Below are 18,177 nucleotides of genomic sequence, written 5' to 3'. Positions count from 1 at the left end.
AAAGTCCGACAGGGTCATTGCTCCGATTGTGTTCGGGTCCTAGGGTTTTCTGTGGCTCAGTAGGTGTCTTTGTCCTCAGCGGTCGCATTCTGTCCTGACATCAACTTCCGTCTGTCAGTCGCTTCGACCAGCTCGACAGAGCTGACGCTCCCTCAGTTCGCGCACCCCACATGTCGTACCGAGGAAGGCCACAGTCATGCCGCACCCGCACCCGCACGCGCAGATGCCTCCCGTCAGCCGCCGTCGCCTGCTTGAGGGAGGGGCCGCCGTCCTCGGCGTGCTCGCCCTGCCCGCGTCGTCCGCCCCGACACACGCGGCCGAAAGACCCGGGGCCGCCGATGCCACACCGGAGTGGAACGGCGCCATCGACATCTTCCGGGTGGGGACCGAGCCGCCCCACACCACACTCACCCCGTACGCGGACGTCGGACAGGCGCTGGCCGGCGACCGCACGCGCTCGCCGTACCGGATGAGTCTCGACGGGAAGTGGAAGTTCGCCTACGCCGACCGCCCCGACGACCGGGACACCGACTTCCACCGCACGGACGTCGACGACAGTGCCTGGGACACCATCCCGGTCCCCTCCGCGTGGCAGGTGCACGGCTACGACTTCCCGATCTACATCAACATCACGTATCCCTACTGGGGTCCCAACGGCCTGGGCGAGGAGCCGCAGCCGCCGGCCGCCCCGACCCGCTACAACCCCGTGGGCCAGTACCGGCGCACCTTCACCGTCCCCGAGGGATGGGCGGGGCGGCGGACGTTCCTGCACTTCGAGGGTGTGAAGTCCGCCCACTACGTGTGGATCAACGGCGAGTTGGTGGGCTACAGCGAGGACTCCTACGTCCCGGCCGAGTACGACATCACCCCGCACCTCAAGCCCGGCACCAACCAGATCGCGGTGGAGGTGTACCGCTACTCCGACGGCGACTGGCTGGAGGACCAGGACATGATCCGGCTGAGCGGCATCTTCCGCTCGGTCCACCTGTACTCCACACCGGCCGTGCACCTGCGCGACTTCAAGCTGGACACCCCGCTGAGCGACGACTACAAGGCCGCCGAACTGTCCGTCACCGCGAGCGTGCGCGCCTACGGAGACGCCACGGACAAGGGCACGGACAAGAGCACGGACAAGAGCACGGGCACGGACAAGAGCACGGGCAAGGGCAAGAGCACGGACAAGGCCGAGGTCGACGGCAGCGGGCGGTACTCCGTCGAGACGCAGCTCTACGACGCGCGCGGGCACGCCGTCTGGCCCCGTCCGCTGCAGCAGGCCGTCGACCTCGGCTCGGCCCCGGCCGGCGAGGACGTGACCGTACGGGCCGCAAGGGCCGTGCCCGCGCCGAAGCTCTGGTCGGCCGAGGACCCGTACCTCTACACGGCCGTACTGCGGCTGCGCGACCCGGCGGGCAAGGTCGTCGAGACGCTCTCGCACCGGGTCGGCCTGCGTGAGTTCGCGCTCAAGGGCGGGCTGATGCGCATCAACGGCAGACCCGTCTCCTTCCGGGGCACCAACCGGCACGAGATGCACCCCGAGCGCGGCACCGCGCTCACCAGGGCGGACCTGGTCGAGGACATCGAGATCATCAAGCGGCTGAACATCAACACGGTCCGCACCTCGCACTACCCCAACAACACGCTCTGGTACGAACTCGCCGACGAGTACGGCCTGTACCTCGTGGACGAGACCAACCTCGAAACCCACGGCATCCGGAGCGAGTACCCGGGCAACCACGCCGACTGGAGCAGGGCCTGCGTCGCCCGCGCCCAGAACATGGTCCACCGCGACAAGAACCACGCCTCCGTCGTCATCTGGTCGCTCGGCAACGAGGCAGGCGGCGGCAGCACGTTCGTCGCCATGCACGACTGGATCCGCTCCTACGACCCCACCCGCGTCATCCAGTACGAGGGCGACGACCGCCCGGGGGTCAGCGACATCCGCTCGGAGATGTACGACAGTCCCGCGCGCGTCGAGCAGCGGGCGAAGGACACGGCCGACACCCGCCCGTACGTCATGATCGAGTACTCGCACTCGATGGGGAACTCGACGGGCAACTTCCAGAAGTACTGGGACGTCATCCGCCGCCACGACGTCCTCCAGGGCGGCTGGATCTGGGACTTCGTCGACCAGTCACTGAGCTGGCCGACCCCGAGGCGCGTGCTGTTCACCGAGGCCGGGCCCGGCAGGGTGCGCGGTGAGATCCAGGCAGGCAGTGCCACCTTCGACCGTGAGAAGGGCCTGTCCGGCAGTACCGTCTTCGCCCGTGACACCGGCCTCGACATCACCGGCTCGCTGACGCTGGAAGCCTGGGTCACCCCGTCCGTGACCGGCTACCACCAGCCGCTCATCGCCAAGGGCGACACCCAGTACGCCCTGAAGCAGTCGGACCGGACCCTGGAGTTCTTCATCCACGGCGGCGGCCAGTGGATCACCGCGAACTGGACGCTGCCGGACGACTGGACCGGCAAGGAGCACCACGTCGCGGGCGTCTTCGACGCGGACGCGGGCACGCTGACCCTCTACGTCGACGGCGCGGCGAAGGCCACCAGGACCACCACCCGGCGGCCCGCCAACAACACAGCACCGCTGTCGCTCGCCACCGATGTCGACAACCCGACCCGGGAGTTCAGCGGCAAGATCCGGCGGGCGCGCGTGTACGCCCGCGCCCTTTCCGCGACCGAACTCGCCTCGGACGGACGCGGACCCGGCGACGACGGGGTGCGGTTCTGGTTCGACGCGGCCACCGTCAAGGTCACCGAGAAGCGGCCGAAGGAGCGCACGTTCTTCGCGTACGGCGGCGACTGGGGCGACCACCCCAACGACGGGGCCTTCGTCGCCGACGGCATCGTCACCGCCGACCGCGGGCACACCGGCAAGGCCGCGGAGGTCAAGCAGGTCTACCAGGCGATCAACGCCGCACCGGCGTTCGGCACATCCCTCGCAGCCGGAGCCGCGGTCACCCTCACCAACGAGTACCTGTTCACCAACCTCCGTGAATTCGACGGGAGTTGGACCCTCGTGGCCGACGGCGAGGTCGTACGGCGTGGAAAGCTGAGTCGCGCCCAGCTGGACGTTCCGCCGCTCAGCAGCAAGGACGTCACCGTGCCCTTCGGGCTGCCGGCGGACCCGGCGCCCGGCGCGGAGTACTTCCTGCACCTGTCCTTCACGACCAAGGAACGCACGAAGTGGGCGAAGGCCGGTTTCGAGGTGGCCAAGAAGCAACTCCCGGTCGACGCCGACAGCCCGGCCGTGCGGCCGGTTCCACTGGAGCGCGTGCCCGCCCTGAGCCACCAGGACGGCGAACGGTCCATCACGGTCAAGGGCAAGACCTTCTCCGTCACCGTCGACAAGCGCACGGGCGTCATCACGTCGTACGAGGCCCGTGGCACCCGGCTGATCACCTCCGGGCCCGTGCCGAACTTCTGGCGGGCACCGATCGACAACGACAGGGGCAACGGCCAGCACGTCCGCAACCAGACCTGGCGTGACGCCGGGGCCCTGCGCAAGGTGACGGACGTGAGCGTGCGGGCCCTGCGCGACCGGGCCGTCGAGATCAAGGTCGCGGGGACGCTGCCCACGACCACCGAATCGACGTACACCACCACGTACACGGTCTTCGGCAACGGCGAGATCAAGGTCGACAACACCCTGCATCCGGGGGCGGCGAACCTGCCGTACATCCCGGAGGTCGGCACCCTGTTGTTCCTGCCGGGCCGGCTGGAGCGCCTGCACTACTACGGCCGCGGCCCCGAGGAGAACCACTGGGACCGCAACACCGGCACCGATGTGGGCCTCTACTCCGGGACCGTCTCCGGGCAGTGGACGAGTTACATCCGCCCGCAGGAGAACGGCAACAAGACCGACGTCCGCTGGGCCGCCCTGACCGACCGCGGCGGCACCGGGCTGCTCGTCTCCGGCGAACCGCTCCTTGAGGTCAACGCCTCGCACTTCACCCCGGAGGACCTGTCCGTCGGCACGCGCCACGACTATCAGCTGACCCCGCGGGAGGAGGTCGTACTCCGCCTGAACCACCGGCAGATGGGGGTGGGCGGCGACAACAGCTGGGGCGCGCACACGCACGACGAGTACAAGCTCTTCGCCGACCGGGACTACTCCTACACCTACCGGCTGCGTCCGCTCACCGACGTCGACACGGCGATGGCGGCCTCACGGCGGCCCACGGCGGGGGAGTTCTCCGGGTAGGGCGACACGCCCACCGTCCGGTCTCCGATTCTTTCGATCTTGTGTTTGGTGAGACGTAGGCTCGCCTCAGCAGGGGAGAACGGCTCGGGGACCGTACGGGGTGGGGCATGGTGCACGACGACGAACTGATCCGGCCGCTACCGGAGTTGCTGAAGCGGCATGCCGGAAGGGCGGGCTACGTAGTCGCGTTCTCGGACTCCGCGCGTGGTGTGACGTACGGAGAACTGGAGCGGCGCACAGGGAGGTTGGCCGGTCATCTGGCGGGGGCGGGGCTCCACCGGGGCGACCGGGTGGCGATCCTGCTGGGCAACTGCGTCGAGCTGGTGGAGAGTTGCCTCGCAGTCACGCGGGCGAGCGGGGTCGGTGTCCTGCTGAACCCCCGCTCCTCCGACGCGGAACTGGCGCACCTGCTGGCGGACAGCGGCGCCTCGGTGGTCGTCACGGATCGGGCGCACGTCGGTCAACTGGCGCGGCTGGGCGCGGAGTTCGGCCGTCTGCGAGTGCTGATCACCGGGGCGGGGCCGGTGCCCGCGGAGGCCCCCGACGGGACCGTACTCCTCGATACGGCGGTTGCGGACGAGGGCGCCGGACCGGCGCGGGACGATCTCGGACTCGACGAGCCGGCGTGGCTGCTCTACACCTCCGGAACCACCCACCGGCCCAAGGGAGTTGTGTCCACGCAGCGCACCGCCCTCTGGTCGGCAGGGGCCTGCTACGCGCCGATCTTCGGGCTCTCGCCCGGGGACCGGCTGCTGTGGCCGCTCCCGCTGTTCCACAGCTTCGGGCACTCGCTCGCCGTGCTGGGCGTCGTCGCCACCGGTGCGAGCGCGCACATCACCGGGGAACTCCTGCCGCCCGGTGGGCTGTTGCGCGTACTCGACGAGGCGAACGAGGTGACTGATGCGCACGATGCGCACGAGGCGACCGATGTGCACGGGGCGCACGAGCGGCCTGAAGGGCCGTTCACGTTGATGGCCGGTGTCCCCGCGACCTACCACCGGCTGGTGTCGGCGGCCGGGGAGACCGCCGGACCCTCGCGCACCGGGCTGCGGCACTGCGTCGTCGCGGGCGCGCCGAGTCCGCCGTCGCTCGCCCGGGCCGTCGAGGAGGTGCTCGGGGCACCCCTGCTGGACGCGTACGGCAGCACCGAGACATGCGGGATGATCGCAGTGAACCGGCCGGACGGGCCCAGGGTCGACGGCTCGTGCGGGCTTCCGGCGCCCGGTATGGACGTACGGCTCGTCGATCCTCACTCCGGGCACGACGTCGAGGACGGCGACGAGGGCGAGGTGTGGGTGCGCGGACCCGGGCTCATGACCGGTTACCACAACCAGCCCGAGGCGACCGCGGCCGCGCTCAAGGACGGCTGGTACCGCACAGGGGACCTGGCCCGCCGGGTCGAGCACGGCCATCTCGCCCTCACCGGCCGGGTCAGCGAGCTGATCATCACCGGCGGCGAGAACATCCACCCCACCGAGATCGAACAGGCCCTGCTGAGCTGCCCCGGAGTGGCCGACGCCGTCGTCGTGGGCGCCCCGCACGACGTCCTCGGAGAGGTCCCGGTGGCCTTCGTCGTGCCAGGTCCCGGTGGGCTCGACCCGCAGCGCGTACTGAGGACGTGCCGCAGCCTGCTGTCCGACCACAAGGTGCCCGCGGAGATCCACGAGATCGCCGCCGTGCCGCGTACGGCGTCCGGCAAGATCGCGCGCCGCGCGGTCGTCCCGGGGCTGGCGAGGCCCGCACCCGACCTCCGTTTCGATGCGGGAGCGCGCGGAGCGCCCGGAGCACTCGGAGCGCCCGGAGCACACGAAGGGTCTGAAGTGCCTGAAGTGCCTGAAAAGTCGGGCATGTTGAGCACCTGGGCGCTGCGCGAGCGGCTGGTACCCCTCTCCCCGGAGGAACGCGAGCGCGTGCTGCGCGAGACGGTGCTCTCCGTGACGGCGGAGGTCCGCGGCGAGCAGCCGTACGAACGGCGGGACGCGGAGCGCCCCTTCATCGAACTGGGGCTCACCTCCCTGGGCGCCGTCACGTTGATCGAACGGCTGGGCGCCGCGACCGGGCTGCGGCTGCCGACCACGCTCGTCTACGACCACCCGACACCCGCCGAGGTGGCGCGCCATCTGCGGGCGGCCCTCTTCGCCCCGGGGACGGCGGGTACCGAAAGCCCCGCGGCCGACCAGAACGAGGCCGACGACCCGGTGGTCGTCGTCGCCATGGGCTGCCGCTACCCCGGTGACGTCGAGTCGCCGGAGGACCTGTGGCGACTGGTATCCGAAGGCAGGGACGCCGTCTCGGACTTCCCGGCCGACCGGGGCTGGGACCTGGCCGCCCTGTACGACCCCGATCCGGACCGCCTCGGGACGTCGTACGCGCGCAGCGGCGGATTCCTGCACCGGGCCGCCGAGTTCGACGCGGGCCTGTTCGGGATCTCGCCGCGTGAGGCGCTGGCCATGGACCCGCAGCAGCGACTGCTCCTTGAGACCTCGTGGGAGGTCTGGGAGCGCGCCGGGATCGACCCGGCGTCCCTGCGCGACAGCGACACGGGTGTCTTCGTCGGTGTCATGTACGCCGATTACGCAGACCGATTCGGCACCGAGCCCCACGAGTTGGAGGCGCATCTCGGGCTGGGCTCGGCCGGGAGTGTCGCCTCCGGGCGGATCGCCTACACGTACGGGCTGCGCGGTCCGGCGATCACCCTCGACACCGCGTGCTCGGCCTCGTTGGTGTCGCTGCACTGGGCGGCACGTGCGCTGCGCTCCGGCGAGTGCTCGCTGGCCCTGGCGGGCGGTGTCACGGTGATGGCGACGCCGAGGTCGTTCACCATGTTCAGCAGGCAGCGTGGGCTGTCGCCCGACGGCCGCTGCAAGTCGTTCTCCTCGTCGGCGGACGGCACCGGCTGGGGCGAGGGCGTCGGGCTCGTCCTCCTGGAGCGCCTCTCCGACGCGCGGCGCAACGGGCATCCGGTGCTGGCCGTGCTGCGGGGTTCGGCCGTCAACTCCGACGGGGCCTCCAACGGGCTCACCGCGCCCAACGGCCAGGCGCAGCGGCAGCTCATCGCCCGCGCTCTCGCCGACGCCGGGCTCCGCGGGAGCGACGTCGACGTGGTGGAGGGGCACGGCACCGGCACGAAGCTCGGTGATCCGATCGAGGCGGGCGCGCTGCTGGCCACGTACGGGCAGGACCGTGCCCCGGAGCAGTCGCCGCTCTGGCTGGGCTCGGTCAAGTCCAACCTCGGGCACACCCAGGCCGCTGCCGGGGTCGCCGGAGTCATCAAGATGGTGCAGGCCATGCGGCACGCGGAGCTGCCCGCGACACTGCATGCCGAGACGCCGTCCCCGCACGTCGACTGGTCCTCGGGCCGGGTGGAACTGCTGACCGCGGCCCGGCCCTGGCCGACGTCGCCCGACCGGCCGCGTCGGGCGGGTGTATCGGCGTTCGGGATCGGCGGGACCAACGCCCACGTGATCCTCGAAGAGGCGCCGACGGTCTTGGAAGAGGCGCCGACGATCCGGGAAGGGGCGCCGACGATCCGGGAAGGGGTGCCGACGGTCCTGGAAGGGGCGCCGACGACCCGGGAGGGGGCGCTCGCACAGCCCACGGACCGACGGCAGCCGGTTCGAACGGCCGAGCCTGCTGAGACGGCCGACATGGACATGGAGGAGGACGCGGCCGATACGACTCCACTGCCCCGGCTGCCCTGGCTGCTCTCCGGGGCCGACGAGCACGCCCTGCGCGACCAAGCGCGGCGGCTGGCCGCCGAGTTGGCCGCCAGGCCCACCGCGCTCACTCCCGCAGACTCGGCCGACATCGCCCTCTCGCTCGCCGTGTCGAGGTCGGCGCTGACGCATCGCGCCGCCATCGCCCCGGGAGAGGGCGCCCCGGGAGAGGGGGAGTTGGCGGGGCGGCTCTGGGCCCTGGCGGAGGGTGAGCGCATCCCCGGAACGGTCCAGGGTGTCGCCGACTCCGGTATCCGCACGGCATTCCTGTTCACCGGGCAGGGTGCCCAACGCGTCGGCATGGGAAGGGAGTTGGCCGAGGCCTTCCCGGCGTTCGCGACCGCCTTCGACGAGGTGTGCGAGGCGCTCGACGGACGGCTCGAACGTCCGCTGCGCACGGTGGTGTTCGCGCAGGACGGTTCACCGGACGCCAGCCTGCTCGACCGTACGGACTTCACGCAGGCCGCGCTGTTCGCCTTCGAGGTGGCACTGTTCCGGCTGCTGGAATCCTGGGGCGTACGGCCCGACTTCCTGGTGGGGCACTCGGTCGGGGAACTGGCCGCGGCGCATGTCGCCGGGGTGCTGGACCTGCCCGACGCAGCCGCCCTCGTCGCGGCCCGCGGACGCCTGATGCAGGCGCTGCCGGAGGGCGGGGCGATGGTCGCGCTGTACGCGGCCGAGGAGGAGGTCCTCCCCGTACTGACCGGACTCGGTCTCACGGACCGGGTCGCGATCGCCTCCGTGAACGGGCCTCGCTCCGTGGTGATCTCCGGTGTACGTGACGCTGTGCTGGCCGTTGCGGGCACGTTCGCGGAGCGTGGGCAAAGGACCGTACGGCTGCGGGTGAGCCATGCCTTCCACTCGCCGCTGGTGGAGCCGATGCTCGACGAATTCCGGCGCGTGGCCGAGGAGTTGACGTTCCGGCCCCCGCGGATTCCGGTCGTCTCCACCGTGTCGGGGCGTCCGGCAGACACCGAGGCCGGGGAACTCTGCTCGGCGGAGTACTGGGTACGGCACGCCCGTCTGCCGGTGCGGTTCGCGGACGCCGTGCGGTGGCTCGGTGGGAACGAGGACGTCGGGGCCTTCCTGGAGGTCGGTCCCGGACCCGTGCTCATCGCGGCGGCTGAGGGGGTGCTGTCGAGTCCGGGTATCGGCGGTGGCCGTACCGAATTCACCTCCGCTGTTGGGCAGTTGTCGGGTGGGTCCGGCTTGCGGGAACCCGAGTCGCTGCTGTCGGCCGTGGCCCGGCTGCATGTGCGCGGGGCGGGTGTCGACTGGGCCGCGGTGTTCGCCGAGTCGGGGGCGCGGCGGGTCGAACTGCCGACGTACGCCTTCCAGCGCCGGAGGTACTGGCTGGACGCTCCCCGTGCGGGTGCGGGCGCTGGTGCGGGTGTTGGGGCCCGGTCCGACGCGCCGGGGCATCCGCTGCTCGGCCCGGCGTTCACGGTGCCGGACACGGACCGGACGGTACTGTCCGGGCGGCTCTCGACGGTCGCGCAGTCCTGGCTCGGCGACCACGTGGTCGCGGGGAGACTCCTCGTTCCCGCAACGGCCTTCGTGGAGATGGCAGTCCGCGCCGGCGACGAGGTCGGCTGCGCCCGCCTGGACGAACTCGTGGTCGTGGCACCGCTCGTGCTGTCCGGCGGTGCGGGGGTGCAGGTCCAGGTGGTGGTCGGTCCGGGGGACGACTCCGGGCGGCGCTCGGTGGACGTCTACTCGCGGCCGGACGGGCCGGACGGGCCCGGTGAGCCGGAGGGCGCGGAAGACGGCTGGACCCGGCATGTCACAGGGTCGCTGAGCGGGGCGCCTTCGGCGACGACGGACCCGTCGGAGAGCGACCTGAAGGTGTGGCCTCCCGAGGGCGCCGTGGAAGTACAACTCGCCGACGCGTACGAGACGTTGGCTGACGGTGACCTCGGCTACGGACCCGCGTTCCAGGGCGTCCGTGCCGTGTGGCGCCGGGGAGCGGAGCTCTTCGCCGAGGTCCGGCTCCCCGAGGAGCAGGCCGCGGACGCCGCCCGCTTCGGCATACATCCGGCTCTGCTGGACGCGGCGGTGCACAGCATGCTGCTCGCCGGGCCCGGCTCAGATGCTGGGCTCGGCTCCGGGCCCGGCTCGGGTTCCGGTCCCCGTTCCCGGCCCGGCTCCGGTTCCGTGCGGCTCCCGTTCGCGTGGAGTGGCGTGCAGTTGTACGCCGATGGGGCGTCCGAGGTACGGGTGCGGCTGACGCCGACGGGACCGGGGGCCGTCACCGTGACACTCGCCGACACGGCGGGGCGTCCGGTGGCCGGAGTCGAGTCACTGGTCACCCGAGAACTGCCCGGCGGCCAACTGGATTCGGTGGACGACGTGGTGCGGCGGGCGTTGCTGCGCCCCGACTGGACTCCGGTAGCCCCGGTTGCCGTTCCCCGCGCCCCGGTTGCCAACCCGCCTGCCGATTCCGGGGGTTGGGCCTGGACGGTGCTGGGGCCGGACGAGTTGGGCCTCGGCCCGTACCTTCCGCCGGCGGATGACGCGGATGTCTCGCCGGTCGGGAGGCCCCCCGCGCCCGACATCGTGGTGCTCACGGCCCTCACCCCCGCCGCGACCCCTGACCCCGTCTCAGCGGCACACCATCTGACCGGCAGCGTCCTGGAGGCGCTCCAGACCTGGCAGGCCAATCCACGGGCGGCGGGTTCACGGCTGCTCGTCGTCACCCGGGACGCCACCGCACCGGTCCCGGACCTGGCCGGAGCCGCCGTATGGGGCCTGGTGCGCACAGCTCAGTCGGAGATGCCGGGCAGTGTCGTCCTGGTCGACGTGGACGGACGGCCGGAGTCCTTGCGGATGCTGTCCGCGGCGGTGGCCACAGGCGAACCCCAACTATCAATAAGGGCCGGTCAGGTGACGGCACCGCGGCTCGTCGCGGCATCCGCCGCCGGGCCGCCCGAGACCGGACGCTTCGGACCGCACGGCACCGTGCTGATCACCGGCGGCACGGGCGCGCTCGGCGCTGAACTGGCCCGGCATCTGGTCACCGGTCACGGCGTACGGCACCTGCTCCTCGCCGGGCGACGCGGCCCGCAGGCGCCGGGAGCGGCCGAACTGCGTACGGAATTGGAGGAGTTGGGCGCCGAGGTGCGCCTGGTCGCGTGCGACGCGGCCGACCGTTCCGCCCTGGCGGAGGTGATCGGGCTCTGCGAGCCTCCGTTGAGTGGCGTGGTCCACGCGGCGGGGGTGCTCGACGACGGCGTACTGGACTCGCTCACGCCGGAGAGGATGGCGGCGGTGCTGCGGCCCAAAGTGGACGCGGCATGGCACCTTCATGAGCTGACCCGTGATCTGGACCTGTCGGCGTTCGTGCTGTTCTCCTCGGCGTCGGGGCTGCTCGGCCGTCCCGGCCAGGGCAACTACGCGGCGGCGAACTCCTTCCTGGACGCCCTCGCCCACCACCGCGTCTCGCTGGGGCTGCCCGGCGTCTCCCTCGCGTGGGGGCTGTGGGGCCACGACGGCGGCATGGCGGCCGGACTCCGTGGGGCGACGGGCCGGGACCTGGTCCGGGCGCTCTCCCCGGAGCAGGGCGTGGCGTTGTTCGACGCGGCGCTGCGCACCGATGAACCCGTGCTCGCACCCGTCCTGCTGGACCAGGCCGCACTCCGGTCCGCTCTCCGGTCCGCCGACGGGCTCGTACCACCGTTGTTGCGGGGGCTGGTACGCACGGGACGACCGGCGGCCGCCTCCGCCCCCGGCTCCGGAACCGGTGCCGGGGCGCAGGCCGCGGCGGAGCAGGGAGCCTGGCGCGACCAGTTGGCGGGGTTGCCCGACAGGGAACGGGAAGGCGCGCTCGCAGAGCGGGTGCGTGACGCGGTAGCCGTAGTCCTCGGATACGCCGACGGCGACGCGCTGCCGGCCGGCAAGCCCCTCGCCGACCTCGGCTTCGACTCCCTGATGGCGGTCCAGCTCCGCAACGCGCTCAGCACTGCCACGGGGCTCTGGCTGCCGGCCACGGTGGTGTTCGACCACCCCACGGCCGACGCGCTCGCCCGGCATCTGCTCGACCTGATCAGCGGCGAAACGCCCGAGGCGCAGGCGCAGGCGCCGACGCAGATGCAGATGCGGGGCCAGAGGTCGGATCCGGAGCTGAGGCAGAAGCCGTCGGATCCGAGGCCGGACCACGGCCCGGATCCGAAGAGGCAGCCCGCCCCCGCCCCCATCTCCGCCCTCGCCCCCGCCCCCGCCCGCACCGAACCCGTATCCCGCCCGTCCCAGACCCTCGCCGCCCTCTACCGCACGCTCTGCGCGAAGGGCGAGGTGACCGCGGGCATGCACATGCTGGTCTCCGCGTCCCGCGCACTGCCGACGTTCAGCGCCGACGAGAGCCGGGCGCACGCCCTCCCACCCCTCCGCCGGGCCGAGGGCCCCGCCCACCCTGTGCTCGTCTTCCTCGCCGGGCACCATCCGCCCTTCGCCGTACCGGGAGGGGAGTTCGCCGACTTCCATCGCTGCTTCGACGGCGAACGAGACGTACTGGAACTCCCCCACCCGGGCCTCGGCGCGGGCGCCGCCGTGCCCGCCCACCGGGAGGCGCTGGCGCGCACCCACGCCGAGACGGTGCTGCGGCACGTCGGTGACCGGCCCTTCGTGCTCGTCGGCGCGTCCACGGGCGGTGCCGCCGCCCACGCCGTGACCCGTCACCTCGAAGGGCTGGGGACGCCTCCGGCGGGCCAGGTCCTGCTCGACACGTACCTCATCGACGAGGACACCAGCCGCAAGGACTGGCTGCTCGCCCTGCCCGCCGCCGTCGCGCCCCGCCTGTACGAGGACACCGGCGTCGCCGCCATGGGGGCGTACACGCGGATCTTCATGGACTGGGACCCGGAACCGGTCGCGACGCCGACCCTGCTGGTACGTGCCACGGACCCCACGCCGGAGATGGCGGCGGGGCCGGACGCGGACCGCTGGCGGACCTCGTGGCCGCTGCCGCACGAGCGTGTGGACGTCCCGGGCGACCATCTGACCCTCCTGCGGGAACACGCCCGTACGACGGCGTCCGCGGTCCGCGCCTGGATCGGCACCCTCGGCACCCTCGGCACCCTCGGTGCCCACGGCGGGGCGGCGGGGGCGGCGGGAGGCGTCCTCGAGTAGCGGCGGGAGGCGCCCTCAGGTAGATGTCGGATTCTCGCCAGCCAGCGCCATGACCATGGCCGATGCTGGGAGGCATGCAGAACGGGATGCACACCGACACCGAGCGCTGCGTACGCGCCGTCCAGTCGAAGGACGCCCGCTTTGACGGGTGGTTCTTCACTGCAGTGCTGACCACGCGGATCTACTGCCGACCGAGTTGCCCCGTCGTGCCGCCGAAGCCGGAGAACATGACGTTCTACCCGAGCGCCGCCGCCTGCCAGCAGGCCGGATTCCGGGCGTGCAAGCGGTGCCGCCCCGACACGAGCCCCGGGTCGCCCGAGTGGAACCAGCGCGCCGACCTCGTGGCCCGCGCGATGCGGCTGATCGGCGACGGGATCGTGGACCGCGAGGGCGTGCCGGGCCTGGCGACCCGGCTCGGCTACAGCACCCGGCAGATCGAACGGCAGCTCCTCGCCGAGCTGGGCGCCGGACCGCTGGCCCTCGCCCGCGCCCAGCGCGCCCAGACGGCACGGCTGCTCATCGAGACGACCCCGCTCCCGATGGCCGACATCGCCTTCGCGGCGGGCTTCTCCTCCATCCGCACCTTCAACGACACGGTCCGTGAGGTATTCGCCCTCTCACCGAGCGAGCTGCGCACCAGGGTGCCGAAGAACCGAGCCGGCAGCGCCAACTCATCGGGAACGCCAGGGGTGTTGAGCCTCCGGTTGCCCTTCAGGTCCCCGCTCAACCCCGACAACCTCTTCGGTCACCTCGCCGCCACCGCCGTACCCGGCGTGGAGGAGTGGCGCGACGGCGCGTACCGGCGCACCCTGCGTCTGCCGTACGGTCACGGCGTCGTCGCGCTCACCCCGACGGCCGACCACATCGGCTGCCGACTCACCCTCAGCGACATGCGCGACCTGACCGTCGCCATCAGCCGCTGCCGCCGCATGCTCGACCTGGACGCCGACCCGGTCGCGGTGGACGACCAACTGCGTACGGACCCACTGCTGGACCCGCTCGTCGACAAGGCGCCGGGCCGCCGGGTGCCGCGTACGGTCGACGAGGCCGAGTTCGCCGTACGGGCCGTGCTGGGCCAGCAGGTCTCCACGGCGGCGGCCCGTACGCACGCGGCCAGGCTGGTCGCGGCGCACGGTGAGGCGGTCGACGACCCCGAAGGCGGGCTCACACACCTCTTCCCGTCGGCCGGGTCGCTGGCGGCCCTCGACCCGGAGGCCCTCGCCATGCCGGCCACCCGCCGGGCCACCCTCACCACCCTCGTCCACCAACTAGCCGACGGAACACTCCACTTGGGCGTGGAGAGCGACTGGTCGGAGAGCCGGGCCCGGCTGCTCGCGCTGCCCGGTTTCGGGCCGTGGACCGTCGAGGTCATCGCCATGCGCGCCCTCGGCGACCCCGACGCCTTCCTGCCCACCGACCTCGGAGTCCGGCGCGCCGCCCAGGAGTTGGGCCTGCCGTCCACCCCCGCCGCGCTCACGGCACGTGCCGCGGACTGGCGGCCCTGGCGCGCGTACGCCGTCCAGTACCTGTGGGCGACCGACAGCCACCCGATCAACTTCCTTCCCGCATGACTCCGGCCCGAGGATCTTCAGTGAAACAGCACACCGTGATCGACAGCCCCTACGGCCCGCTCACTCTCGTCGCCACCGACGGCGTCCTGTCCGGCCTCTACATGACCGACCAGCGCCACCGCCCGCCCGAGGAGACCTTCGGCGACCCTGAAGACACACCCTTCACCGAGACGATCGACGAGCTACGGGCCTATTTCGCAGGGGAGTTGAAGGAATTCACCGTCCAACTCCACCTGGACGGCACCCCGTTCCAGCGCTCCGTCTGGGCCCAGCTCCAGAAGATCCCGTACGGCGAGACCCGTTCGTACGGCGAACTCGCCGACGCCCTCGGCAACCCGAACGCATCCCGCGCGGTGGGCCTCGCCAACGGCAAGAACCCCCTCGGGATCATCGTGCCCTGCCACCGGGTCGTCGGCGCCACCGGCAGCCTGACCGGCTACGGCGGCGGCCTGGAACGCAAGCGGCAACTGCTGGACTTCGAACGGGGAGAGGCGGACCCCGCACTGTTCTGAACCGGGTGACTGCCCCTACTCCCTACTCCCTGCTCCGCCGCCGATCAGCCGGCCAGGCCCCGCAACAGCCGGGGCAGGGCCGTGCCGATCGGCTCCCGGACGACCTCGTCGGCCCGGTCGTCGTACGGGGTCGGCTCGGCGTTGACGATGACGAGCCGTGCGTCGTGGTCGGCGGCGATTCCGGCGAGGCCGGCGGCGGGCTGGACCTGGAGGCTGGTGCCGACGGCGATGAAGATCTGGCACGCCTTGGTGATGGCGACGGCCTCGCCGAGGACGACGGGGTCGAGCCGCTCACCGAAGAACACCGTCGCCGACTTCAGGATCCCGCCGCACTCAAGACACGGCGGATCCTCCTCCCCGGCCTCGACCCGGGCGAGGGCGTCCTCCATCGGCCCGCGTGCGTGACACTTCGTACACACGAAACTCCGTGCGCTGCCGTGCAGTTCGAGCACTTTGCGCGCGGGCATTCCGGCCAGCTGGTGCAGCCCGTCCACGTTCTGCGTGATCACCCTGACCGGCACCCCGGCCCGCTCCAGTTCGGCAACGGCCAGGTGCGCGCCGTTCGGCTCCGCCTGCAGCGTGCGGTTCTTCCGCCGCATCTGCCACGACCGGCGCCGGATCTCCGGATCACCCATGTAGTACTCGTACGTCACGAGCTTCTGCGCCTCGGGATCCCGCTGCCAGAGCCCGTTCGGGCCGCGGTAGTCGGGGATGCCGGAGTCGGTGGAAATACCTGCGCCACTGAGAATCGCGACGAGAGGTTTGTTCATGTGCCGAGGGTAGGTCGCCTGTCCACGCGGGAGCGAACCGATATCGGGGGCGCGGCCACGGCCTTCGATCAACGGTGCCAGGAGGCCTGTGCTCCGGCACCGTGGCCAACTGCGTTAGCAGGGGCCGGCATTGGGTCAATGGCCCGCAGGCCGTTGGCCCCGCGTGTCCCGATCCGGCTGGTGCACCCTGTCACGGGCCTCGGTCGTACCTGTTCCGGGTCAGTCGGCCCGGTGCCCGTTCTCCAGTTCCACCGTCCCCGCGCCCGACGCGAGCACGTCCAGCGCTGCGAGCACCCGGCTGCCCAAGGAACCCGACAGATACTCGGGGAACTCCTCGCGCGCGACCAGACGCCAGGACAGCAGTTCCTCCTCCTGGAGCCGGATCGCCTTGAACTGGTCCTCCGACAGGACGCCTCCGTCGTACAGGTACGCCACGATCGGCGGCCGTGTTGCGGTAGCGAGCACCCAGTCGACGGCGAGGAGCCGGCCGATCTCCAGGTCCAGGCCGATCTCCTCCAGTGTCTCCCGGCGGGCACCCTGCCGCGGGGTCTCGCCGTCGTCGGACTCGACGGTTCCGCCGGGCAGCGCCCAGCCGTCGCGGTAGTTGGGCTCAACGAGCAGCACACGGCCCTCGGCGTCACGGAAGAGCGCGGCGGCACCGACGAGGACACGGGGGAGTCCCGCGATGTACGTGGCGTAGTCAGGAGTCGTCATTGGGGCAGCGTAACGAGGCCTGCCCGGAGGGCGGGCAAGATCACCCGGGCGTAGTCCCTACGAGGTCACCGCCCCGGCGGGCAGATCGGCCCTGACCGCCAACCGCACTGTCCGCTCCGCCAGTTCACTGATCCGTACGCCGTCGAAGCCGAACACCGCGCTGTGCACGGTGTCCTCCAGGGGGACCGTCCACTGCGGGGGAATCGCGGCGGCTCCGCCCAGGACACCCGCGACGGAACCCGCGGTCGCGCCGTTCGAGTCGGTGTCCAGGCCGCCGCGGACCGTGAGGGCGATGGAGCGGGTGAAGTCGCCCTCGCCGTACAGGAGTCCGGCCGTCAGGACCGCGGCGTTCGGGACCGTGTGGATCCAGCCGAGGCCCGCCGTCTCCTCCGCCACCGTGTCGAGCGTGTCCTCCCAGCCCAGCCGGCTCTCGTGGAGGGCCATCACCCGGCGCACGATACGGGCCAGGCGGCTGCTCGCCGGGATCACCGTGAGCGCGGTGTCCAGGGCGTCCCGCACGGTCGGCGCGGTGAACGCGGCGGCCACCAGCGCGGCCGCCCACATCGCCCCGTACACGCCGTTCCCCGTATGGGACAGGACCGCGTCCCGGCGGGCCAGCGAGGCAGCACGGCGGGGCAGGCCCGGACTGGTCCAGCCGTAGATGTCGGCGCGGATGAGGGCGCCGATCCACTCCTGGTACGGGTTGTCGTAGGTCGCCGTCAGCGGCGGCTTCAGCCCGTTCGCGAGGTTCCGGTACGCGGCGCGCTCGGCCGTGAACGTCTGCAGATACGGCAGCCGCAGCAGCCACAGGTCGCCCACCTGCTCCGTGCTGAAGCCGAAACCGTGTGCCTCCAGGAGGTGCAGCCCGAGGATCGCGTAGTCCACGTCGTCGTCCCGGCAACTGCCGTGGATCCGGCCGCGTACGCACTGTCGCCACTCGGGACGCAGCACGAACTCGTCGCTCTCGTCGCTCCTGCCGCCCGGGCGGACCGGCTCCGGCAGGTAGTCCGTGAGCGGTAGCGCGTCGGCCTGCCGCAGGTAGCGGTCGATGCGGTCCCGCGTCCAGTAGTCACCCCGCTCCACCGGTTTGCCGAGCATGTTGCCCGCGATCCGGCCGAGCCAGCCGCCGAGGACACGGTCCGCGAGATCGTCAACGCCGACAGGGGTCATACACCCGGTGTACCGAATTCCCGCCCGTCCTGCCCGCCGTACGCAAATCCGGCACTGGACCACATGAGAGGCTCGTCAGGTTTTAGTCGTATTGCGGTTGGGGTCCGTGAACCGGGGCCCCGAGAGCCTGGGAGATCCATGAAGTCGATGAGCCGTACGACCGTCCTGGCGGCCGGTGCCGCCGCAGCAGCCGTCGCCGTCCTGTCCGTCACCGGTGCGGCGCCCGCGCAGGCGGCGCCCGCCGAGCCTCTGGTGAACACCGGGGACGTCGGTGTGCGGACGGGGGATGTCGATGCCATGGAGGACATCCTGGAGCACATCAGCGTGCCGTTCGGGGGCAGCGGGACACTGACGCATCAGCTGTACGACTCCCGCGGCGCCGACGCCGGCTGACCC

General features: G+C 71.7%; 8 protein-coding genes. 5 read left to right on the top strand and 3 right to left on the bottom strand.

Features of this window, described 5'->3' with window-relative positions:
* The first annotated feature begins 196 nt into the window (after positions 1-196).
* From ACZ5VQ_RS10225 to ACZ5VQ_RS10210, 4 genes are all read left to right on the top strand, one after another.
* A complete protein-coding gene (locus tag ACZ5VQ_RS10225; protein WP_469104499.1) occupies positions 197-4,204 on the top strand; it encodes a glycoside hydrolase family 2 TIM barrel-domain containing protein in 4,008 nt (1,335 codons plus the stop codon).
* Positions 4,205-4,311: 107 nt separating this feature from the next.
* Positions 4,312-13,044: a type I polyketide synthase gene (locus tag ACZ5VQ_RS10220; RefSeq protein ID WP_469104498.1), complete on the top strand. Its 8,733-nt coding sequence runs from the start codon at positions 4,312-4,314 to the stop codon at positions 13,042-13,044.
* A gap of 74 nt (positions 13,045-13,118) precedes the next feature.
* The gene (locus tag ACZ5VQ_RS10215; RefSeq protein WP_469104497.1) at positions 13,119-14,615 is read left to right on the top strand and encodes an AlkA N-terminal domain-containing protein; all 1,497 of its coding nucleotides are present in this window, start codon (positions 13,119-13,121) and stop codon (positions 14,613-14,615) included.
* A 20-nt stretch (positions 14,616-14,635) separates the two neighbouring features.
* Complete coding sequence (locus ACZ5VQ_RS10210) at positions 14,636-15,127, top strand: methylated-DNA--[protein]-cysteine S-methyltransferase (protein WP_469104496.1); 492 nt, start codon at positions 14,636-14,638, stop codon at positions 15,125-15,127.
* A gap of 44 nt (positions 15,128-15,171) precedes the next feature.
* Here ACZ5VQ_RS10210 and ACZ5VQ_RS10205 read toward each other — a convergent pair whose 3' ends face one another.
* The 3 genes from ACZ5VQ_RS10205 to ACZ5VQ_RS10195 all read right to left on the bottom strand — a co-directional run bounded on the left by ACZ5VQ_RS10205 (position 15,172) and on the right by ACZ5VQ_RS10195 (position 17,781).
* Positions 15,172-15,897, bottom strand: a complete 726-nt coding sequence (locus ACZ5VQ_RS10205; RefSeq protein ID WP_469104495.1) for an SIR2 family NAD-dependent protein deacylase — start codon at positions 15,895-15,897, stop codon at positions 15,172-15,174.
* A gap of 219 nt (positions 15,898-16,116) precedes the next feature.
* Positions 16,117-16,611, bottom strand: a complete 495-nt coding sequence (locus tag ACZ5VQ_RS10200) for an NUDIX domain-containing protein (RefSeq protein WP_469104494.1) — start codon at positions 16,609-16,611, stop codon at positions 16,117-16,119.
* Positions 16,612-16,668: 57 nt separating this feature from the next.
* On the bottom strand, positions 16,669-17,781 hold the full coding sequence (locus ACZ5VQ_RS10195) for an ADP-ribosylglycohydrolase family protein (protein WP_469104493.1): 1,113 nt from the start codon (positions 17,779-17,781) through the stop codon (positions 16,669-16,671).
* Positions 17,782-17,919: 138 nt separating this feature from the next.
* On the opposite strand from ACZ5VQ_RS10195, the gene ACZ5VQ_RS10190 reads away from it, so the two are divergent.
* A complete protein-coding gene (locus ACZ5VQ_RS10190; RefSeq protein ID WP_200395008.1) occupies positions 17,920-18,174 on the top strand; it encodes a hypothetical protein in 255 nt (84 codons plus the stop codon).
* The last annotated feature ends 3 nt before the right edge of the window (positions 18,175-18,177 follow it).

This window comes from Streptomyces sp. NPDC033178 (assembly GCF_055577685.1).
The sequence above is the reverse complement of the archived record's forward strand: the minus strand, read 5'-3'. Positions and strand labels throughout refer to the sequence as shown.